Origin of the sequence: Burkholderia plantarii (assembly GCF_001411805.1) — a bacterium.
In the GTDB taxonomy this organism is placed as follows: domain Bacteria; phylum Pseudomonadota; class Gammaproteobacteria; order Burkholderiales; family Burkholderiaceae; genus Burkholderia; species Burkholderia plantarii.
Genome location: NZ_CP007212.1, coordinates 3,659,207 through 3,679,391, shown reverse-complemented (window position 1 = coordinate 3,679,391; position 20,185 = coordinate 3,659,207). Strand labels below are relative to the sequence as shown.

The 20,185-nt window shown below is 70.4% G+C and carries 16 protein-coding genes; 3 read left to right on the top strand and 13 right to left on the bottom strand.

From position 1 onward, the window contains the following. Nucleotides 1–15: 15 nt before the first annotated feature. The 3 genes from gmhB to glyQ all read right to left on the bottom strand — a co-directional run bounded on the left by gmhB (nt 16) and on the right by glyQ (nt 3,772). Nucleotides 16–579, bottom strand: coding sequence for a D-glycero-beta-D-manno-heptose 1,7-bisphosphate 7-phosphatase (gmhB, locus tag bpln_RS15755; RefSeq protein ID WP_042625970.1), 564 nt, complete (start codon nt 577–579; stop codon nt 16–18). Between the two features lie 69 nt (nt 580–648). After that, nucleotides 649–2,748: a glycine--tRNA ligase subunit beta gene (glyS, locus tag bpln_RS15750; RefSeq protein WP_042625969.1), complete on the bottom strand. Its 2,100-nt coding sequence runs from the start codon at nt 2,746–2,748 to the stop codon at nt 649–651. A gap of 16 nt (nt 2,749–2,764) precedes the next feature. Continuing rightward, nucleotides 2,765–3,772 (bottom strand): glycine--tRNA ligase subunit alpha, encoded by a 1,008-nt coding sequence (glyQ, locus tag bpln_RS15745; RefSeq protein WP_082465302.1) that lies wholly within the window; start codon nt 3,770–3,772, stop codon nt 2,765–2,767. Nucleotides 3,773–4,334: 562 nt separating this feature from the next. On the opposite strand from glyQ, the gene bpln_RS15740 reads away from it, so the two are divergent. Further along, entirely contained in the window at nt 4,335–5,987 is a 1,653-nt protein-coding gene (locus bpln_RS15740; RefSeq protein WP_055139557.1) for a tetratricopeptide repeat protein, read from the top strand. 209 nt (nt 5,988–6,196) lie between these two features. Here bpln_RS15740 and lnt read toward each other — a convergent pair whose 3' ends face one another. The 6 genes from lnt to miaB form a co-directional block, all read right to left on the bottom strand. Further along, entirely contained in the window at nt 6,197–7,807 is a 1,611-nt protein-coding gene (lnt, locus tag bpln_RS15735) for an apolipoprotein N-acyltransferase (RefSeq protein ID WP_042625968.1), read from the bottom strand. 38 nt (nt 7,808–7,845) lie between these two features. After that, nucleotides 7,846–8,730, bottom strand: coding sequence for an HlyC/CorC family transporter (locus tag bpln_RS15730; RefSeq protein ID WP_042625967.1), 885 nt, complete (start codon nt 8,728–8,730; stop codon nt 7,846–7,848). A gap of 184 nt (nt 8,731–8,914) precedes the next feature. Continuing rightward, nucleotides 8,915–9,547 carry a gamma-glutamylcyclotransferase gene (locus bpln_RS15725; protein ID WP_055139241.1) on the bottom strand — a complete coding sequence of 211 codons (633 nt, stop codon included), beginning with the start codon at nt 9,545–9,547 and terminating at the stop codon, nt 8,915–8,917. Nucleotides 9,548–9,606: 59 nt separating this feature from the next. Continuing rightward, a complete protein-coding gene (gene ybeY, locus bpln_RS15720) occupies nt 9,607–10,431 on the bottom strand; it encodes an rRNA maturation RNase YbeY (protein WP_055139240.1) in 825 nt (274 codons plus the stop codon). Nucleotides 10,432–10,705: 274 nt separating this feature from the next. Next, nucleotides 10,706–11,767, bottom strand: coding sequence for a PhoH family protein (locus bpln_RS15715; protein ID WP_042625964.1), 1,062 nt, complete (start codon nt 11,765–11,767; stop codon nt 10,706–10,708). A 29-nt stretch (nt 11,768–11,796) separates the two neighbouring features. Next, on the bottom strand, nt 11,797–13,170 hold the full coding sequence (gene miaB / locus bpln_RS15710) for a tRNA (N6-isopentenyl adenosine(37)-C2)-methylthiotransferase MiaB (protein ID WP_042625963.1): 1,374 nt from the start codon (nt 13,168–13,170) through the stop codon (nt 11,797–11,799). A 419-nt stretch (nt 13,171–13,589) separates the two neighbouring features. On the opposite strand from miaB, the gene bpln_RS15705 reads away from it, so the two are divergent. Further along, nucleotides 13,590–14,258, top strand: coding sequence for a helix-turn-helix domain-containing protein (locus bpln_RS15705; protein ID WP_055139239.1), 669 nt, complete (start codon nt 13,590–13,592; stop codon nt 14,256–14,258). 392 nt (nt 14,259–14,650) lie between these two features. Here the strand turns inward: bpln_RS15705 and bpln_RS15700 are convergent, their stop codons facing one another. The 4 genes from bpln_RS15700 to glpD all read right to left on the bottom strand — a co-directional run bounded on the left by bpln_RS15700 (nt 14,651) and on the right by glpD (nt 19,496). After that, entirely contained in the window at nt 14,651–15,337 is a 687-nt protein-coding gene (locus bpln_RS15700; RefSeq protein WP_055139238.1) for an HAD family hydrolase, read from the bottom strand. A 171-nt stretch (nt 15,338–15,508) separates the two neighbouring features. Beyond that, nucleotides 15,509–16,225 (bottom strand): MIP/aquaporin family protein, encoded by a 717-nt coding sequence (locus bpln_RS15695; protein ID WP_042625960.1) that lies wholly within the window; start codon nt 16,223–16,225, stop codon nt 15,509–15,511. A gap of 124 nt (nt 16,226–16,349) precedes the next feature. After that, complete coding sequence (gene glpK, locus bpln_RS15690; protein ID WP_042626755.1) at nt 16,350–17,852, bottom strand: glycerol kinase GlpK; 1,503 nt, start codon at nt 17,850–17,852, stop codon at nt 16,350–16,352. 111 nt (nt 17,853–17,963) lie between these two features. After that, nucleotides 17,964–19,496 (bottom strand): glycerol-3-phosphate dehydrogenase, encoded by a 1,533-nt coding sequence (gene glpD / locus bpln_RS15685; protein ID WP_042626754.1) that lies wholly within the window; start codon nt 19,494–19,496, stop codon nt 17,964–17,966. Between the two features lie 176 nt (nt 19,497–19,672). Between glpD and bpln_RS15680 the strand changes: the two genes are divergently transcribed. Beyond that, a complete protein-coding gene (locus bpln_RS15680; RefSeq protein WP_042625959.1) occupies nt 19,673–20,035 on the top strand; it encodes a hypothetical protein in 363 nt (120 codons plus the stop codon). The last annotated feature ends 150 nt before the right edge of the window (nt 20,036–20,185 follow it).

The window sequence follows — 20,185 nt, the reverse complement described above, 5'->3', positions numbered from 1 at the left end:
GCGGCGGGCGCCGGCTCAGGCGTGTTCCCGGGACAGAAAATCCAGCGCGAAAGCGCGCAGGTCGTCGTGGACGCGCGTGCCGTCGGGCAGGTTGCCGGCCGCCAGCGTCTTGCGGCCCTTGCCGGTCAGCACCAGGTGCGGCCGGAAGCCGACCGCGGCACCCGCCTGCAGGTCGCGCAGCGAGTCGCCGACCATCGGCGTCTCGTCCGGCTCGATCTCGAAGCGTTCGGCGATCATCGCCATCATGCCGGGCTTCGGCTTGCGGCACTCGCAGTTGTCGCCGGCCGTGTGCGGGCAGAAGAACACCGCGTCGATGCGCGCGCCCACCGCCGCGGCGGCCTTGTGCATCTTCAGGTGCATCGCGTTGAGCGCGGCCGTGTCGAACAGCCCGCGTCCGATGCCCGACTGGTTGGTCGCCACCACCACGCGGTAGCCCGCGTGGTTGAGCCGCCCGATCGCCTCGAGGGCGCCGGGCAGCGCGATCCATTCGTCGGGCGTCTTGATGAACGCATCCGAATCGACGTTGATGACGCCGTCCCGGTCGAGGACGACGAGCTTGCGGTTGGCACTCGTCGGCATGGCGTGCTCTCCTGGCGCTGGCTGGCGGTGGGCCGCCCGAGGCGGCGGGTTGGACTGCGGTTGGGGCGCTCAGGCGGCGAGCTTCGAGATGTCCGCCACGCAGTTCATCTGCTGGTGCAGCGCACCGAGCAGGGCGAGACGGTTGGCGCGCAGCGCCGGATCCTCGGCGTTCACCATCACGTCGTTGAAGAACGTGTCGACCGGCGCGCGCAGCGCGGCGAGCGCCGACAGCGCGCCCGTGTAGTCGCGCGCGGCCAGCTGCGCCTGCACGCGCGGGGCGACCTGCGCGAGCTCGGCGGCGAGCGCCTGTTCGGCCGCTTCGACCAGCAGCGCCGCGTCGACTGCGCCCGGCACGCCGCCTTCCGACTTCTTGAGGATGTTCGAGATCCGCTTGTTGGCGGCCGCGAGCGCCTCGGCCTCGGCCAGGCGCGTGAACTCGCGCACCGCGTCGAGGCGCGCGATCAGGTCGTCGATGCGGGTCGGCTCGAGGCCCAGCACCGCGTCGATCTCGCCCGTCGCGTAGCCACGTTCGCGCAGCAGGCCGCGCAGCCGGTCGAGGAAGAACGCGTAGATCGCGTCGGTCGATTCGGCCACCCCGGCGATGCCGGCGAAGCTCGCGTAGGTGGCGCGCAGCAGGCCGCGAACGTCGAGCGGCAGCTGCTTCTCGACCAGCAGGCGCAGCACGCCGAGCGCGTGTCGGCGCAGCGCGAACGGATCCTTCTCGCCGGTCGGCGCGAGGCCGATGCCCCAGATGCCGACGATCGTCTCGAGCTTGTCGGCCAGCGCCACGGCGGTGCTGACCGGCGCGGCCGGCAGCGTGTCGCCCGAGAAGCGCGGCTGGTAGTGCTCGGTGCAGGCCACGGCCACTTCGTCCGCCTCGCCGTCGTGGCGCGCGTAGTAAGTGCCCATGGTGCCCTGCAGTTCCGGGAACTCGCCGACCATGTCGGTCAGCAGGTCGGCCTTCGCGAGCCGCGCGGCGCGCTGCGCGAGCGCGGCGTCGGCGCCGACGGACGGCGCGATCTGCGCGGCCAGCGATTCGATCCGCTCGACGCGCGCGAGCTGCGAGCCGAGCTTGTTGTGATAGACGACGTTGGCGAGGCGCGGCACGCGGTCGGCGAGCGGGGTCTTCTTGTCGGTCTCGAAGAAGAACTTCGCGTCGGCCAGGCGCGGGCGCACCACGCGCTCGTTGCCGTCGATGATCTCGGCCGGGGTGGCCGTCTCGATGTTCGAGACGATCAGGAAGCGCGAGCGCAGCCTGCCGGCCGCGTCGGTCAGCGCGAAATACTTCTGGTTGGTCTGCATCGTCAGGATCAGGCATTCCTGCGGCACCTGCAGGAACTCGTCCTCGAACTTGCAGGCGTAGACCACCGGCCATTCCACCAGCGCGTTGACTTCGTCGAGCAGCGACTCGGGCATCACCACGGCGTCGCCGCCGGCGCGCTCGGCGAGCGCGGTGCGGATCGATTCCTTGCGGTCGACGAAGTGCGCGATCACGCGGCCCTTCTCGCGCAGCGTGTCGGCATAGGCGCTCGCCGAGCCGATCGCGACCAGCCCGTCGGACAGGAAGCGGTGGCCGAGCGTGGTGTCGCCGGCATCGATGCCGAACGCCGACACCGGCACCACGCGCGTGTCGTGCAGCACGGTCAGGCGCTTCACGGGGCGCACGAACTGCACGTCGGTGCCGTCCGGGCGCTGGTAGGTCATCACCTTCGGGATCGGCAGCTTCGCGAGCGTCTCGTCGAGCGCGGCCTGCAGGCCGTCGGCGAGCGTCGCGCCCGGTGCCGGGTAGTTGACGAAGAACGCCTCGGCCTTGCCGTCCTGCGCGCGTTCGAGATCGGCGACGGTCAGGTTCGGGTGGCCGAGCGCGGCGAGCTTCTTGGCGAGCGGCGCGGTGGGCTGGCCGGCCGCGTCGAGCGCGACCGACACCGGCAGCACCTTCTCGCGGACCTGGCGGTCCGGCGCGACGGCGCGCACGTTGGTGATCACCACGGCGAGCCGGCGCGGCGTGGCGTAGCGTTCGAAGACGGGCGCGCCGTCGGTCAGGTCGCGCGCGGCGAGGCGCTGGGCGATGCCCTCGGCGAACGCGTCGCCGAGGCGCGCGAGCGCCTTCGGCGGCAGTTCCTCGGTCAGCAGTTCGACCAGCAGCGGAGCGGATTGGATGTGCGTCATGATGGGGGGAATCTCGTCAGTCCTGATCGATCTTGCGTTCGGCCTTCAGCGGCGGCACCCAGCCGGGCTGCGCCGCGTCCTGCGCGTCGGTCGTGAGGCCCGGCACGCCGCGTACCGGGTTGCCGATCATCGGGAAGCCGAGCGCCTCGCGCGATTCGTAGTAGCTCTGCGCGACCAGCCGCGACAGCGCGCGGATCCGGCCGATGTAGGCCGCGCGCTCGGTCACCGAGATCGCGCCGCGCGCGTCGAGCAGGTTGAACGTGTGGCCGGCCTTCAGCACGAGTTCGTAGGCGGGCAGCGCGAGCTTCGCCTCGATCATGCGCTTCGCTTCCGATTCGTAGCTGTTGAAGAACGTGAACAGCAGGTCGACGTTGGCGTGCTCGAAGTTGTAGGTCGACTGCTCGACCTCGTTCTGGTGATAGACGTCGCGATAGGTCAGGCGCCGCATCTCCAGGCCGTTCGGGCCGAGTTCCTCCCACTCCGTCCAGACCAGGTCGTAGATGTTCTCGACCTTCTGCAGGTACATCGCGAGCCGCTCGATGCCGTAGGTGATCTCGCCGAGCACGGGCTTGCAGTCGAGGCCCCCCACCTGCTGGAAGTAGGTGAACTGCGTCACCTCCATGCCGTTCAACCAGACTTCCCAGCCGAGGCCCCAGGCGCCCAGCGTCGGGTTTTCCCAGTCGTCCTCGACGAAGCGCACGTCGTTCTGCTTCAGGTCGAAGCCGAGCGCCTCGAGCGAGCCGAGATACAGGTCGAGGATGTTCTCCGGCGCCGGCTTCATCACCACCTGGTACTGGTAGTAGTGCTGCAGGCGGTTCGGGTTCTCGCCGTAGCGGCCGTCCTTCGGGCGGCGCGAGGGCTGCACGTAGGCCGCGCGCCACGGCTCGGGGCCGATCGCGCGCAGGAACGTGTGGACGTGCGAGGTGCCGGCGCCGACTTCCATGTCGATCGGCTGGAGCAGGGCGCAACCCTGTTTGTCCCAGTAGGACTGGAGCGTCAGGATGATTTGCTGAAACGTGAGCATGAGGGGCCTTCGTAGGCGCTTTGCGTTCCGGTGGCGAAGCCGGCGCGAGCGGGCTCGGGCCGGGGCGCCAGTCCGGCGCGCGGCTTGGATGGGCGTAAAGCGCGTAATTTTACCGGATCGGCGCGACGCTGCGGCCGTGATGGCCGGGACGGACTGTCGGGGAGCCCGCACGCGGGCGTTGCCGCGGGTGTTCGCGGCGTCGATGAGGACGTGGATCGTGTCGTGAATGAAGGGTGCGCGGACCGCGAATGGCGGTGTGAATGCGGCTTGAATTGCGGGTGCGAAGCGGCAGACCGTGGGCGGCAAGCGGCAAGCGGCAAGCGGCAAGCGGCAAGCGGCAAGCGGCAAGCGGCAAGCGGCAAGCGGCAAGCGGATGGCGGATGGCGGATGGCGATGGCGATGGCGATGGCGAGACCGCTGCGTGCCTTCGCCTCCGGTGGGCCGCGTGGCCCGCCCGGTATTCGCGGTCGTGGCCGGCCCTTGCCGCCTCGCCGGAGCCCCACCGCCGCGCGGTAAGATGCATGGACTGGCCGTCCGCGCCGATCATGGACCGATGACGCTCATGTTCACACCGCCCGTCGACCCGCATTTCCCGCTCTACCCGCCGTTCCTCGACTTCCTGCGCGAGGCCGCCGCCGCCGGCGCGGCGGGCCGCGAGCAGGCGCGCGCGACCTGGCTCGACGCGGCCTCGCGGCTGCACTCGCTCGACTACGCGGCGCTCGCGCGGCTGACCGCGAGTCTGATCGAACGCCAGCGCCACGCGGACGCGGCCGAGCTCGCGAGCTGCCTGTGGCGCATCGAGCCCGACGTGCCCGCGCTCGCGTTCAACTGCGGTTACGCGCTGCAGATGAGCGGCCGCCACGCCGAGGCGATCGGGCCGTACCGGCGCGCGCTGGCGCTCGCCCCCGACTGGCCGTCGCTGCGCAACAACCTCGCGATCGCGATCCGTCTCTCGAAGGGCGATCCGGCCGAGGAACTCGCGCTGTTCGAGCAGGCCGTCGAGGCGAACCCGCGCGACGAGCAGGCCTGGATCAATCTGATCGTCTCGTATCGCGCGCGCGGCGACCTCGCGCGCGCGCTCGATGCCGCCGCGCAGGCGCTCGCGCTGGTGCCCGACAACGCGCTCGCGCGCAACAACGCGAGCTGCGTCTACAAGGAAGCGCAGCGCTGGGATGAAGCCGAGCACTGCGCGCGGCGCGCGCTCGAACTCTCGCCCGACGACGCCACGTTCCGCTTCAATCTCGCCATCATCCAGCTGGTACGCGGCAACTTCGCCGACGGCTGGCTCGGCCACGAGGCGCGCTGGCAGGGCTCGACCGAGCTGCGCGCGCTGCGCCCGACCCTGCCGGCGCCGCGCTGGCACGGCGAGCCGCTCGCGGGCAAGACGCTCCTGGTGTGGGGCGAGCAGGGCATGGGCGACCTGCTGCAGCTGTGCCGGACCATCCCGCTGCTGGCCGGGCGCGTGCATCGCGAGGGCGGGCGGCTCGTCTGGAACGCGTTTGCGCAGATGGGCGCGCTGCTCTCGCGCAGCCTCGGCGAACACGTCGACCTGTATGGCGACGAACTCGACGTCGAGCGCCTGCCGGCCGCCGACTATCACCTGCCGATCGGCAGCGTGCCATGGCAGCTCGGCCTGCCCGACGCGGCGGCCGGCGCGGCCGTGCCGTACCTGCGCGCCGACGCGGCCGCGCGCGACGCGTGGCGCGCGCGCTTCGCGGCCGAGGCGCGGCCCGGCGAGCGGCTGCGCGTCGGGCTTGCCTGGAGCGGCAGCGCCGGGCACCAGCGCAATCCGTTCCGGCGCATCGGCATCGAGCGTTACGCGGCCGCGTTCGCGGGCATCGCGGGCGTGAGCTTCCACTCGCTGCAGCCGGGCGGCGAGGCCGAGGTGGCGGCCGCGCGCGCGCTCGGCCTGCCGATCGTCGATCACAGCGCCGAATGGCGCAGCTTCGACGACACGGCCGCCTATCTCGGCGCGCTCGATCTCGTGATCACCGTCTGCACCTCGATCGCGCACCTGAGCGGCGCGCTCGGTCTGGCGAGCTGGGTGCTGCTCGACGTCAATCCGCACTGGGTCTGGCAGCTCGAACGGCGCGACAGCCCGCTGTATCCGGCCGCGACGCTGTACCGGCAGCCGGCCTTCATGGAATGGCAGCCGGTGCTCGACGCGGTCGCGCGGGATTTGCGCGCGCTGGCGGGGACGGGTGGGGCGTGGTGAGGCGGGTCGGCGCGGGCCGGTGCCGGGCGAGGCGGGGAAGGTCGGCGCCAGCCACTGATGCGTGAGGCGCAAGCGTTGCTATCGGCGCCATCGGTGGTCGCGGCGCGAGCCGTGCCCCGCGAAAAGCGCCACGCGAATACGGCGGATACGAGTCGCGATGAACCGGCCGGCACCGACGCAAGCGCCGGCCCGGCCCCGAGCTGGCGGCCTCAGCCGCGCCGGCGCAGCCGCGGCCCGGCCACCAGCACGAACGCGAGCAGCAGGCCGGCCACGGCCAGCACGATCGCGTTGCCGTTGGCGACGAACGGCGTGATGCCCTGGGTGCCCTCGATCGTCACGTCGAGCGAGCCGAGCGTGAACGGCTTGAGGCGGCCGATCACGCGGCCGTGCGCGTCGATCGCCGCGGTCATGCCGGTGTTGGTCGCGCGCAGCATCGGGCGGCCCGTTTCCAGCGAACGCATCCGTGCGATCTGCAGGTGCTGGTCGAGCGCGATGGTGTCGCCGAACCAGGCGAGGTTCGTGACGTTGACGAGCACGCCCGGCGACGGCGCGTTGTCGCGCACGGTCGCCGCGATCTCCTCGCCGAAGATGTCCTCGTAGCAGATGTCGGCCATCACCGGCTGGTCGTGGACCAGGAACGGCGTCTGCACCGGCGCGCCGCGCGCGAAGTCGCCGAGCGGCATCTTCATCAGGTTCACGAACCAGCGGAAGCCCCACGGGATGAACTCGCCGAACGGCACCAGGTGGTGCTTGTCGTAGTGGTAGATCTTCATCGAGCCCGGCGTCACGCCGTACAGGCTGTTTGTGTAGTCGACGATGCTGCCGTCGGGCAGGATCTTGTCGCCGACCGCGCCGAACAGCACCGAGGTGCCGGTCTTGTCGACGAAGCTGCGCACCGCCTTCGCGAACGGCACCGGCACGTCCTGGATCATCACCGCGATCGCCGTTTCGGGCGTGACGACGAGATCGGCCGGCTTCTCGGTGATCATCTTCGTGTACATGCGGATCGCCGCGTCGATGCCGGCCTGCTCGAACTTGATGTCCTGCTTCACGTTGCCCTGCAGCAGGCGCACGTTGAGCGGCTTGTTCTCGGGCCGGGTCCACGGCACCAGCGGCAGCAGCAGGCCGAGCGCGACGAGCGCGGCGGCCAGCGCGGCCGGCGCGAGCGCGCCGCCGCGCGCGAGGCGCGCCCGCACGATCGCGTTGACAACCAGCGCCGCGAACAGCGCGAGCACCCAGCCGATGCCGTACACGCCCGCCACCGGCGCGTAGCCGGCGAACGGGCCGTCCACCTGCGGATAGCCGCTCGCGAGCCACGGAAAGCCGGTGAACACCGTGCCGCGCGCCCATTCGCCGAGCGCCCAGGCGCTCGCGAACGCGAACGCGCCGTGCCACGACGGCGCGAACGCCTGCCCCGCGCGCTTGCCCGAGGCGAGCGCCCAGGCCAGCGACGAGAGCGCCGGATAAAGCGCGAGATAGAGGCAGAACAGCACCAGCGCGCCGGCCGCGAGCGGCGTGGCCATCTCGCCGTACACGTGCATGCTGATGAACAGCCACCAGATGCCCGACAGGAAGTTGCCGAAGCCGAACGCGGCGCCGGTCAGCGTGGCCTGCGCGCGCGTCGCGCTGCGCGCGAGCTGCGCGTAGAACCAGACGAACACGAGCAGCTGCAGCCAGCCGCCGTGCGGCGTGGGGGCGAAGCTCAGCGTGTTGGCCGCGCCCGCGAGGAGCGCGGCCGGATAGTGCCAGCGGGGCAGCGCGCGGCTGCCGGACGCGAAGGTGGCGCCGCGTCGCGCGCGGGTCGGGAACGATTCGGCCATGCGGGTCGAAGGTGGAGCGTTGACGGGCGGCCGGACGGTCAGTCGTCGGCCGGTTCGCCGTGGCGGCCGGCGAGCGGGTCGCGGCGCACCAGCAGCACGTGGATCTGGCGTGCGTCGCCGCGCTGGATCTCGAAGATCAGCCGGCCGATCCGCAGCTTCTCGCCGCGATGCGGCACGCGGCCGAAATGATGGGTGATCAGCCCGCCGATGGTGTCGACCTCGTCGTCGGGGAAATCGGTGCCGAACACCTCGTTGAACTGCGAGATTTCGGTCAGCGCGCGCACGCGGAAGCGCCCGTCCGGCGCCGAGATGATGTTGCCGGCTTCCTCGTCGAAGTCGTATTCGTCCTCGATGTCGCCGACGATCTGTTCCAGCACGTCCTCGATCGTGATGAGGCCGGCCACGCCGCCGTATTCGTCGACCACGATCGCGAGGTGGTTGCGGTTCACGCGGAAGTCGTGCAGCAGCACGTTCAGGCGCTTCGATTCGGGGATGAACACGGCCGGGCGAAGCATCCCGCGCACGTCGAACTCTTCTTCCGCGTAGAAGCGCAGCAGATCCTTCGCGAGCAGCACGCCGATCACGTTGTCGCGGTTTTCTTCGTAGACCGGGTAGCGCGAGTGGGCCTTGTCGAGCACGAACGGAATGAAGTCCTCGGGCTTGTCGGCGATGTTGAGCGCGTCCATCTGGGCGCGCGGCACCATGATGTCGCGCGCGCAGAGGTCGGAGACCTGGAACACGCCCTCGATCATCGACAGCGAATCGGCGTCGATCAGGTTGCGCTCGTGCGCGTCCTGCAGGATTTCGAGCAGCTCGCCGCGGGATTCGGGCTCGGGCGAGATGAAGTCGGTCAGGCGTTCGAGAAGCGAACGCTTTTCGGGAGGTTTGTCGGTGGACTTTCGACTGGGATACGAATCGTTCATGGTGGTGCGCCCGGGGCGGACCGCGGACGCGTGGTCACGGAGTTGGCAAGGATACACCAAGGCCTTGGCGCTGCCGTGTCGGCCGGATGGCGGACGCGGCAGCCGGCCCGGCGGCTCGCGCCCATCCTAACCCGGAATCGGCGCCGCGCCCAACGGGCCAAAAAGCGGATGCCCGGCGATCGGCTCAGCCGCAGCGCGCGAGCAGCGCTTCCAGCGCGCGGTCGGGGATGCCGCTCTCGCGCAGCGCGGCGACGGTGCGCGTCACGTAGTCGAGCGTGGTGCCGTAGCGGCCCTGCGCGCTGTCGAACACGGCGCGCACCACCTCGTCGGACAGCTTGCCGGTGTAGGTCGGCACGTCGCGGCGCATCACGAACGCGAGCGCGCGCACGCGCTGGCCGGTCGTGAGCGTGCAGGGCAGCCAGGCGGGCCGGTACGAGCCCATCGGCATTTCGCGCTGCCAGAGCGTTTCGAGATGCGGCAGCGCGCTCGGCCCGGCGATCCGGAACGCCACGCCGCTGCACGAGCCGCCGCGGTCGAGCGCGAGCACGAGTCCCGGCCGCTCGGGGGTGCCGCGGTTGACGCGCGACCACAGATAGAGGCCGCGGTGGTAGCCGTGGACGCGCCCGTGGACCTGTTCGACGGTCGGCAGGCCGGGATTCCAGATCAGCGAGCCATAGCCGAACAGCCAGAGGTCGGCCTGACGGTCCCAGCCCGCCAGCGTCGCGTCGAGCGAGGTGGCGAGTTCGTGTTCGGAGAGCAGTCGGCCGGAGCCGATCGACGGCGGATACGCGTTGGTGGCGGGAAAGGGCGTACTCACGGTGGGGGCTCGCGGCCGGTTCAGGGGTTCGAACGATGCCCGGCCGGCCGTGCTGCCCCTTACTGATACGGGTTCGGGAAGCCGAGCTTGGCGAGGATGTCGGTTTCGAGCGCTTCCATTTCGGTCGCGTCCTCCTCGCTCCGTTCGTGATCATACCCCTGCGCGTGCAACGCGCCATGGACGAGCAGATGCGCGTAATGGGCGACGAGCGGCTTGTCCTGCTCGGCCGCCTCCTTTTCGACCACCGGGCAGCAGATCACGAGATCGCCGATCGTGGTGCCGTCGGGCGCCGAGTCGTAGGCGAAGGTCAGCACGTTGGTGGGATAGTCCTTCTTGCGGTAGCCGCCGTTCAGCTCGCGGCCTTCCTTCTCGCCGACGAAGCGCACCGTGAGCTGCGCGTCCGCCGACAGCGAGGTCGACAGCCATTCGGCGATCAGCTTGCGCTTGGGCAGCGTCTTGCGCTGCGCGGCGGTGATCTCGTCGCCGTATTGCACGACCAGTTCGAGTTCGGGTTCGCCGGCCGACAGCGGGGCGTCGTCGTCGATGGCGTCGGTCGCGTCCGCCCCGGCGCCGTCGAGGCCGGGCAGGATCGCGTCAAGCGGCTCCGCTTCGGCGCCGACCGACAGCGTGAGGCTGTCGTAGTGCTCGGGGCGCAGCGTCAGCGTGGCGCGCTGGGCGGGATCGACGTGCTGCGCGACGATCGCGACCGAGGCGTCGCCGGCGGCGCCGGACAGGTCGAACATCAGCGCGCGGCCATCGGGGAAATCGATGCGCAGGCCCTGCGCGTCGATCGACTTGACCTTGCCGCGTTCATCGAACAGCGACACGCGCGGTGCGCCGGTAAGGGCAGGCTTCTGGGCTTTCTGGGAGCGGGAGGATTTCATCGCCGGGGGAACAAACGGAATCGCCCGAGCATACACCAAACGGCCGGCTGTTTCGCCCGTCCGGCGGGCCGGCGGGCGTGCCGCGACAAGGCTTGCGAAATACGAAGCAATGCGGCGCACGGGCCGCCGTGCCGCGCCGGTGCGGCTTCGCGCCCGGACGGCGGGGGCTCGGCGCGGCCCACGCGTGACGGACGGTCGCGCCGCGTTGGCGAAGCGGCGTACCGTGACAACAACAGCGCGGCAACGGCAACGGCCGCCGCCGCGCGCGTCGCCGTCAGTCGTCCTTGCGCTGCGCGTGGAACTCGTCGTAGGCCTCGACGATCCGCGCCACCAGCGGATGGCGCACCACGTCGGCGCTCGTGAAGCGCGTGAGCGCGATGCCGCGCACCTGGCCGAGCACCTGCTGGGCCTCGACGAGCCCGCTCTTGTGGCCGCGCGGCAGGTCGATCTGGGTGGTGTCGCCGGTGACCACCGCCTTCGAGCCGAAGCCGATCCGCGTCAAGAACATCTTCATCTGCTCGGGCGTGGTGTTCTGCGCCTCGTCGAGGATGATGAACGCGTGGTTCAGCGTGCGGCCGCGCATGTAGGCGAGCGGCGCGATCTCGATCATCTGGCGCTCGAACATCTTGGCGGTCTTGTCGAAGCCGAGCAGGTCGTAGAGCGCGTCGTAGAGCGGGCGCAGGTACGGATCGACCTTCTGCGACAGGTCGCCGGGCAGGAAGCCGAGCCGCTCGCCGGCCTCGACGGCCGGCCGCGTCAGCACGATGCGCTTGACCTGGTCGCGTTCGAGCGCGTCCACCGCGCAGGCCACGGCGAGGTAGGTCTTGCCGGTGCCGGCCGGCCCGATGCCGAACGTCACGTCGTGCGAGAGGATCTGCTTCAGGTACTCGCGCTGCGCCGGGGTGCGGCCGCGCAGGTCGGCGCGGCGCGTGTAGAGCTTCGGCGCCGGCTCCTCGTCGGGCGAGTCGGGATCGGCGGCGGCCGGCTCGTCGAACGGGTGGTCGGGGCTGCCGCGAAAGCGCACGTCCGGTTCGTCGTTGCCCGGCGCGCCGTTGCCGCGCCCGCCTCCGCCCAGCTGGCGCGTCTCGACCAGCGCGAGCTGGATGTCGTCGAGCGAGAGCGGATCGCGGGCGAGGTTGTAGAAGTTTTCCAGCGCGGCCAGCGCGAGCTTCGCGCCCCGGCCGCGGATCGCGATCCGGTGGCCGCGCCGCTGCAGCGTGACGTCGAGTGCCTGCTCGATCTGCCGCAGGTTCTCGTCGAGCGGACCGCAGAGGTTCGCGAGGCGCGCGTTGTCGTCGCGCGGCGCGGTGAATTCCAGGGCTTGGATGGCTTTCAAGGTTGCGTCGGCTTCCTTCGGTTGGGCGCTCAGTGGGTGGCCGTGCTGGCGTCGTCGTGCGCGAGCACGAGTTCGCCGCGCAGCGAATGCGGATAGGCGTGGTTGATCCGCACGTCGATCATCTGGCCGATCAGCCGCGCGTGCGAGGCGAGCGGCGCCGGGAAGTTGACCACGCGATTGTTCTCGGTGCGCCCCGCCAGTTCGTTCGGATCCTTGCGCGACGGACCTTCCACGAGGATTCGCTCGACCCGGCCGACCATCGACGCGCTGATCCGCGCGACGTTCTCCTCGATGGTGGCCTGCAGATGTTGCAGGCGTTTGAGCTTGACCTCGCGCGGCGTGTCGTCGTGCAGGCTGGCGGCCGGCGTGCCCGGGCGCGGGCTGTAGATGAACGAGAAGCTGGTGTCGTAGCTCATCTCGTGGACCAGTGCCATGGTCTTGTCGAAGTCGGCCTCGGTCTCGCCCGGGAAGCCGATGATGATGTCGGTGGACAGCGACAGCTCGGGGCGGATCGCGCGCAGCTTGCGGATCAGCGATTTGTACTCGAGCACCGTGTAGCCGCGCTTCATCGCCATCAGCACGCGGTCGGAGCCGTGCTGGACCGGCAGGTGCAGGTGGTTGACGAGCTTCGGCACGCGCGCGTAGACGTCGAGCAGGCGCTGCGTGAATTCCTTCGGATGCGAGGTGGTGTAGCGGATCCGCTCGATGCCGGGCAGGTCGGCCACGTATTCGATCAGCGTCGCGAAATCGGCGATCTCGGTCGAGCCGGCGGTGAGCGCGCCGCGGTAGGCGTTGACGTTCTGGCCCAGCAGCGTCACCTCGCGCACGCCCTGGTCGGCGAGCCCGGCGATCTCGGTGAGCACGTCGTCGAGCGGGCGCGAGACCTCGTCGCCGCGCGTGTAGGGCACCACGCAGTAGCTGCAGTACTTGCTGCAGCCTTCCATGATCGAGACGAACGCGCTCGGGCCTTCCACGCGCGCGGGCGGCAGGTGGTCGAACTTCTCGATCTCGGGGAACGTGATGTCGACCTGCGAGCGGCCGCTCGCGCGGCGTGCGTCGATCATTTTCGGCAGCCGGTGCAGCGTCTGCGGGCCGAACACGAGGTCCACGTAGGGTGCGCGCGCGACGATCGCCGCGCCTTCCTGGCTCGCCACGCAGCCGCCCACCCCGATGATCAGCCCGGGCTTGGCTTCCTTCAGCTCGCGCACCCGGCCGAGATCCGAGAACACCTTCTCCTGCGCCTTCTCGCGCACCGAGCAGGTGTTGAACAGGATCACGTCGGCATCTTCGGGGTTGTCGGTCTTCTCGAGCCCTTCGGCGGCGTTGAGCACGTCCACCATCTTGTCCGAGTCGTACTCGTTCATCTGGCAGCCGAAGGTCTTTACGTAAACTTTTTTCGTCATCTGGGGTTCGCCGTTCGCAGTGGTTGACCTGGGGGCGTCGTTGCGGGGTGAATCGGGACGGTTCGGGCGGCGCGCGCCCGGTTTTGCCGCCGGCCGCGCGCGCTGGCGGGGGCCATGGCGGGACCATCGCGCCGGCGCGAAACGACAGGGGCCGGAGAAAGGGGCCGGATGGCGGCCGCCCGGGCCGGCTGGAACCGTCTGGAAAGCCGTGCATTATAGCTTTTCGAAAACCGGATCGCCGGGGCGGGAAGCGGCGCCCGGGCGCGGCGGCGGCGCCGGTCATGAAGGCGCGGCGCGCTGACGATTCCTCCGCGATGCTGATAACAGTGTGAAGATAACTTCGTTTGCCGCCGAAAACCGCGATGCTAGGCTTGCCTCCAATCGAGTTCGCTGCGCGCCAGGCGCGCTGGAGGCTACCCATGCATTCGCCCCTCGCGCTGGTGCGCGACCCCTCGCCGGCCGACCCGGCCGCCGCCGCGGCGCTCGCCACGCCGGCTGAATCGTTCGAGGCGCTCGAGCGCCTGGTCGGCTTGAATCTGGCGCGGCTGCGCGCCGAACGCCAGCTTTCGCTCGACGCGCTGGCCCGCCTGTCGGGCGTGTCGCGCGCGATGCTCGCGCAGATCGAGTCGGCGCGCAGCGTGCCGTCGATCAAGGTGCTCTGCAAGGTCGCCGCGGCGCTCAAGGTGTCGGTGGCCGCGTTCCTGCGGCGCCACGCGGTGCTCGGCTTCGAGCATCTGCCGGCCGAGCGCGCGGTGCGCGTGGTCGGCTCGAACGGCCGGTTTTCGTCGCGCGCGCTGTATCCGGAAGGCGAGCCCGCGACGGCCGAATTCCACGAACTGCGGGTGGCGCCGCTGCATACCGAGACCGGCGTGCGCCGCGCGCCCGGCACGACCATCAACCTGGTGGTCAGCGAGGGCACGCTGGAGCTGGCCGTCAACGACCGCCGCCAGCTGCTCGCCACCGGCGACGCGATCGTGTTCGACGCCGACCAGCCCTACACGCTGCGCAATCCGGGCGACTCGGAGGCGCGCGCGTTTCGCGTGACGATCAACGCGGAAGTGCCGCCGCGCTGGGACCTGCCGCAATAAAGTGGCGGCTGGTGGTGCGGTGCATGAGCTGCCGGCGAGGCAGGGGGCGTGGCGTGCGGTGGTTCGCGACGCCGATTGGCGTGTCGCGGGCCGCGCGTCTGGCCATGAGCGGTGGCGTGCGCCGTTGCGCGAAGCCGCTGCCCGCGGCTTTCGGCCGAGCCTGAAACCGTTGTTTGAAGTTGTTGCCTGAGGGCCTGAGGCCGTTGCAAGCGTGTTGCCTTGGCCGATGCCGGGGCGCTTTGCTTGCCTGACGCGGCGGTTTGAAGCCGTTGCCGGGCGCCGCGCTGCCACCTCCCGTCGCGATTCCCGCTTCGATCCCGCCACCATCCGGCCGCGGCGGGTCCGCCGTCCGGCCATTCCGGACGCGCCGCCGCCCGATACCCACCTTCCCGCTACGACTGCACGTCACCGAACTCGCCGCGCATGCCGGCTTCGACCAGCGCCGGCAGCTCGCTCATCGTGCGCACGATCCGCGTGATGCCGGTCGCGCGCAGCACGCTCTCGTAACCGTCGGGAATGTGGCTCGCGCCGACGAACGCGATCGTCTTCATGCCGGCCGCGCGCGCGGCGGTCAGCCCCGACAGGCTGTCCTCCACCACCACGCAGCGCGCCGGCTCGACGCCGAGCGTGCGCGCGGCGAGCAGGTAGACGTCGGGATAGGGCTTCGGCCGCGCCACCTGATCGGCGCTGAACACGCGCTCGCCGAACACGTCGGTCAGCGCGGCGCGCGCGAGCGAGTTGCGCACGCGTTCGCCGCGCGCGTTCGACACCACGGCGGCCGGCAGCGGGATGCGCAGCAGCGCGTCGCGCACGCCGGCGATCGGCGCGAGCGAGCGCGCGAGTTCGGCCTCGGTGGCGCGATCGATGGTGGAGACGAAGCCGTCCGGCATGCGGATGCCGTGGCGCGCCTCGACCGAGGCGAGGAACAGCGAGGCCTTCTGGCCAAACGCGGCGGCCGCGTCGGCGCTGAAATCGAGCGAGGGAAACGTGGCGCCGAGCACGTCGAGCAGCACGCGGTCGGCGATCACTTCACTGTCGACGAGCACGCCGTCGCAGTCGCAGATCAGATGGTCGAGCATGGAAATCGGCAGGGCGCGGACAATCGCTGAGATGGGCGAATCGTCATCATACGTGCTTTCGCGGCGCGGCCCGGGCGCCGGCGTGCGCCGCGCGAAAGCCGAGGCAGGACCCATGAAAAACGGCGCGCGCGAGCCGGCCGGCCCGCGCCGCGCGTCGTGTAACCGGCGGGCTCAGTGCGTCCGGTGCAGCGCCAGGTAGAGCCAGGCCGCCGCCGCGCCGCCCGCGAGCGGGCCGAGCACGGGGACCCAGGCATAGCGCCAGTCGCTGTCGCGCTTGCCCGGGATCGGCAGCAGCGCATGCATGATGCGCGGCGACAGATCGCGCGCCGGGCTCATCGCATAGCCGGTCGGGCCGCCCAGCGAGATGCCGATGCCGAGCACCAGCAGCCCGACGGGCAGCGCGTCGAGCGCGCCGAGCCCGACCTGCGGGGCGGCCAGGTACAGCACGCCGAGGATCAGCACGAAGGTGCAGATCGCTTCGGTCAGCACGTTATGCACGACGCTGCGAATCGCGGGCGCGGTGCAGAACACGGCCAGCTTCAGGTCGGGATCGGCCTCCTTGGCGAAATGCTGGCGATAGGCGAGCCAGACCAGCAGCGCGCCTGCCATTCCCCCCAGCATCTGCGCGGCGATGTAGCCGCCGACCTTCGACCACGCGAACTTGCCGGCGAGCGCCAGGCTGATCGTGACGATCGGATTCAGGTGCGCGCCGCTGAACTTCGCGGTGACGTAGACGGCCACGAACACGGCCATCGCCCAACCCATCACGATGACGATCAGGTCCGCGCCGCGGCCTTTCGTTTTCGCGAGGAGCACGTTCGCGACCGCGCCGTTGCCGAGCAGCACGAGGATGGCCGTGCCGATGAACTCCGCAATATAAGGTGACATTTCGGGTGTCTCTCTACCAGTGCGGCGGACTCGCGCGTTGCACGGTCCGCCTGCTCGTTATGAATCGTGGTGTTGTTGTCGGCTGCGCTGCTGGCCGCCGCGTCGCGCGCGGCGGCCCGGCAGTTTACTGCGCGTCGTCGGCCCACGCCTTGGCGGCGCGCACGGCGCGCTGCCAGCCGGCCAGCGCCGTGCTGACTTCCTCTGACGGCAGCGACGGCGAGAAGCGCCGGTCGAGCTTCCACTGGCTGCGCACCTCGTCGATGTTCTGCCAGTAGCCGGTCGCGAGGCCGGCGAGATACGCGGCGCCGAGCGCCGTGGTCTCGGTGATGCGCGGGCGCACCGCGTCCACGCCGAGCAGGTCGGCCTGGAACTGCATCAGCAGGTTGTTCGCGCTCGCGCCGCCGTCCACGCGCAGCTCGCCGATGCTGATGCCCGAGTCGGCTTCCATCGCCGCCAGCACGTCGAGCGACTGGTAGGCGATCGCGTCGAGCGCGGCGCGCGCCAGATGCGCGTCGGTGGTGCCGCGCGTGACGCCGAACAGCGAGCCGCGCGCGCGTGCGTTCCAGTGCGGCGCGCCGAGCCCGGCGAAGGCCGGCACCAGATAGACGCCGTCGGTGTGCGGCACGCTCGCCGCGAGCTTCTCGATCTCGGCGGCCGACTTGATGATGCCGAGCCCGTCGCGCAGCCATTGCACCACCGCGCCGGCGATGAAGATGCTGCCCTCGAGCGCGTAGTTCACCTCGTTGCCGACCTGCCAGGCGATGGTGGTGACGAGGTTGTTGCTCGACTCGATCGGCGTGTCGCCGGTGTTCATCACGAGGAAGCAGCCGGTGCCGTAGGTGTTCTTCACCATTCCCTTGGTGGTACACATCTGGCCGAACAGGGCCGCCTGCTGGTCGCCCGCGATGCCGGCCAGCGGCAGCTTCGAGGCGAACACGGTGGTCTTGGTGTTGCCGTATATCTCGGACGAGGCACGCACCTCGGGCAGCATGCTGCGCGGGATGTCGAGCGCGGCGAGCAGCTCGTCGTCCCATTGACGCGTGTGGATGTTGAACAGCATGGTGCGCGACGCGTTGGTCACGTCGGTCACGTGCAGCTCGTGCTTCGTGAAGTTCCACACCAGCCAGCTGTCGACCGTGCCGAACGCGAGCCGGCCCTGGCGCGCCTTCTCGCGCGCGCCCTCGACGTTGTCGAGGATCCAGCGGATCTTGGTGCCCGAGAAGTAGGAGTCGATCGGCAGGCCTGTTTTCGCGCGCACCATCGCCTCGAGGCCGTCGGCCTTCAGCGCGTCGCAGAAGTCAGCGGTGCGGCGGTCCTGCCACACGATCGCGTTGTAGATCGGCTGGCCCGTCTCGCGGTCCCAGACGATGGTGGTCTCGCGCTGGTTGGTGATGCCGATCGCGGCGATCGCGGTGCCGTTGAGCCCGACCCGCGTGACCGCCTCGGCGGCGACGCCGGCCTGCGTCGACCAGATTTCTTGCGGGTCGTGCTCGACCCAGCCCGGGCGCGGATAGATTTGTTCGAACTCCTTCTGGGCGGTCGAAACGATGTTGCCCTGGCGATCGAACAGCATCGCGCGCGAGCTCGTCGTGCCCTGGTCGAGTGCGAGGATGTATTGATCCTGCATCTGTCTCATCTCCATTTGGTACGTAATTGTGATCCGCACCGCCCTCGTGGCGGCGCGTACTGCTGTCGCTGCCGCGCGGCACGCCCCTCGGCGCTCCGCGCGTTACTGCCTTCAGTGGGCGGCGTGGACGGCCGGCCGCGCGCTCGCGAACCAGCCGTCGAGCGCCGCCGTGACCGCCGCCAGCGTGCCGGGCGCGACGTGCAGCCCGAGCTTGCTGCGTCGCCAGAGCACGTCGTCGGCGCAGGTGGCCCATTCGACCTCGCGCAGGTAGCGCAGCTCCGCTTCGTAAAGGCCCGGCGCGACGGCCGCGCCGAGGCCGGCCAGCGAGGTGGCGCCGGCGATCACGCGCTCGGCGCGGGTGCCGTAGGCGCGCGCGTAGCGGCGCGCGAGCGCGGCCGGCAGCCAGGCATGGCGTTTCGCGAAATCCTGCGCGAACGGCGCAAAGCGCGCGTCGGCGATGTCGCCGCCGGGCAGCGGCTGGCCTGCCGTCCAGGCGCCCGCACGCGAATCGAGCGCGTCGCAGAGCATGCCGGTGGCGTCCTCGGCGAGCTTGCGGAAGGTGGTGATCTTGCCGCCGAACACCGACAGCAGCGGCGCGCCCGGGCCGTCGTCCATCTCGAGCCGGTAGTCGCGCGTGACGGCGGACGGATTGTCGGCGTTCTCGTCTTCGAGCAGCGGGCGCACGCCCGAATAGGTCCAGCGCACGTCGGCGGGCGAGATCTTCTGCTTGAAGTAGCGGTTGATCGAGTCGCAGAGATACTGCGTCTCGTCGCCATCGATCGCGACCTTCGACGGATCGTCGTGGTACTCCACGTCGGTCGTGCCGATCAGCGTGTAGTCCTGCTCGTAGGGGATCGCGAAGATGATCCGCTTGTCCGGGTTCTGGAAGATGTAGGCGTGGTCGTGGTCGAACAGCCGCGACGTGACGATGTGGCTGCCCTTGACGAGCCGCACGCTATGGCGCGCCTCGCGGCCGAGCGCGCCGTGCAGCAGCGAGCCGACCCACGGGCCGGCCGCGTTCGCGATCGCGCGGGCGCGCACCTCGAAGCTCGAACCGTCGGCCCGCTGCAGCCGCGCGAGCCATGTGTCGCCGTCGCGCGAGGCGGCCGTGAGCCGCGTGCGCGTGAGGATCTCGGCGCCGCGCTCGCGCGCGTCGAGCGCGTTGAGCACCACCAGCCGCGCGTCGTCCACCCAGCCGTCCGAGTAGACGAAGCCGCGCCGGATCGAATCGACCAGCGGCGCGCCGGCCGCGTGGCGGCGCATCGTGATGCCGCGCGAGCCGGGCAGCAGCTCGCGTTTGGCCAGATGATCGTAAAGGAACAGGCCGAGCCGGATCAGCCAGGCCGGGCGCAGGTTCGGCATGTGCGGCATGACGAAGCGCAGCGGCCAGATGATGTGCGGCGCCGCGCGCAGCAGCGTCTCGCGCTCCTGCAGCGCCTTGCGCACCAGCCCGAACTCCTTGTATTCGAGATAGCGCAGCCCGCCGTGGATCAGCTTGGTGCTCGACGACGACGTATGCGACGCCAGATCGTCCTGTTCGCAAAGGAGCACGGACAGCCCGCGCCCGGCGGCATCGCGTGCGATGCCCGCACCGTTGATGCCGCCGCCGATCACGAGTAGGTCGTATCGAGTCTGTTCCATCACCTGCGGGCCTCTCTCCATTGTCCGAACGCAAATTTTTCGTATTCGAAATTTAATGAACAAAAGCGAAAAAGTAAAGTTCGTTCAAGCGGGCGGGAACCGGGGCGGGCGCAGCACGTCATGGCGCGCGCCGCGATCCCGAACGATACTGGCGGAATTGTCGAAACCGAGGAGGGAACATGCGTCAGATCATGGTGGCGGGGGCGTTCGCGCTGCTGGCGGGATGCGCGGGGATGCCAGGCTTCGGCCCCGGCCCGTCGCTCGACACGCTGCAACGCGCCTGCGGCGAGCCGCACGACTACGGCCGCGACGGCCCGGCCGTCCAGGTCGCGCTGCACGACGCCTGGGTGGCCCGGCGGCACCGCGCGCTCACGCAGCCGCAGTATTGCGGGTTCGCCGACGCGCTCGCGACGCATCATGCGGCGCTCGGCGCGCAACCCGACGCCGCTGCGCGGGAGCAGTGGACGACCTATCTGAACGAGCAGCGCGCGCAGGCGATCAGCTGGCGCTCACGGGTGGACTCGACGCTGCGCGGCGGTTGAACTGCCGGACGCGCCGGCTGGCGGGAGGCGCCAGGGGTGACGAGCGAGGCGGTGGGGTGGGCGATGGCGCGTCGGTGGCTGGCCCGTCATGGCGGGCCGATGCGGCTTCAAGGACGACGCGCGGAGCGGCCCACGCAGCCGCTCGAGCGC

Excerpts from the sequence above, each read along its gene's own strand:
- gmhB (WP_042625970.1), bottom strand. The coding sequence starts at position 579 with ATGCCGACGAGTGCCAACCGCAAGCTCGTCGTCCTCGACCGGGACGGC.
- glyS (WP_042625969.1), bottom strand. The coding sequence starts at position 2,748 with ATGACGCACATCCAATCCGCTCCGCTGCTGGTCGAACTGCTGACCGAG.
- glyQ (WP_082465302.1), bottom strand. The coding sequence starts at position 3,772 with ATGCTCACGTTTCAGCAAATCATCCTGACGCTCCAGTCCTACTGGGAC.
- bpln_RS15740 (WP_055139557.1), top strand. The coding sequence starts at position 4,335 with ATGTTCACACCGCCCGTCGACCCGCATTTCCCGCTCTACCCGCCGTTC.
- lnt (WP_042625968.1), bottom strand. The coding sequence starts at position 7,807 with ATGGCCGAATCGTTCCCGACCCGCGCGCGACGCGGCGCCACCTTCGCG.
- bpln_RS15730 (WP_042625967.1), bottom strand. The coding sequence starts at position 8,730 with ATGAACGATTCGTATCCCAGTCGAAAGTCCACCGACAAACCTCCCGAA.
- ybeY (WP_055139240.1), bottom strand. The coding sequence starts at position 10,431 with ATGAAATCCTCCCGCTCCCAGAAAGCCCAGAAGCCTGCCCTTACCGGC.
- miaB (WP_042625963.1), bottom strand. The coding sequence starts at position 13,170 with ATGACGAAAAAAGTTTACGTAAAGACCTTCGGCTGCCAGATGAACGAG.
- bpln_RS15705 (WP_055139239.1), top strand. The coding sequence starts at position 13,590 with ATGCATTCGCCCCTCGCGCTGGTGCGCGACCCCTCGCCGGCCGACCCG.
- bpln_RS15700 (WP_055139238.1), bottom strand. The coding sequence starts at position 15,337 with ATGCTCGACCATCTGATCTGCGACTGCGACGGCGTGCTCGTCGACAGT.
- bpln_RS15695 (WP_042625960.1), bottom strand. The coding sequence starts at position 16,225 with ATGTCACCTTATATTGCGGAGTTCATCGGCACGGCCATCCTCGTGCTG.
- glpK (WP_042626755.1), bottom strand. The coding sequence starts at position 17,852 with ATGCAGGATCAATACATCCTCGCACTCGACCAGGGCACGACGAGCTCG.
- bpln_RS15680 (WP_042625959.1), top strand. The coding sequence starts at position 19,673 with ATGCGTCAGATCATGGTGGCGGGGGCGTTCGCGCTGCTGGCGGGATGC.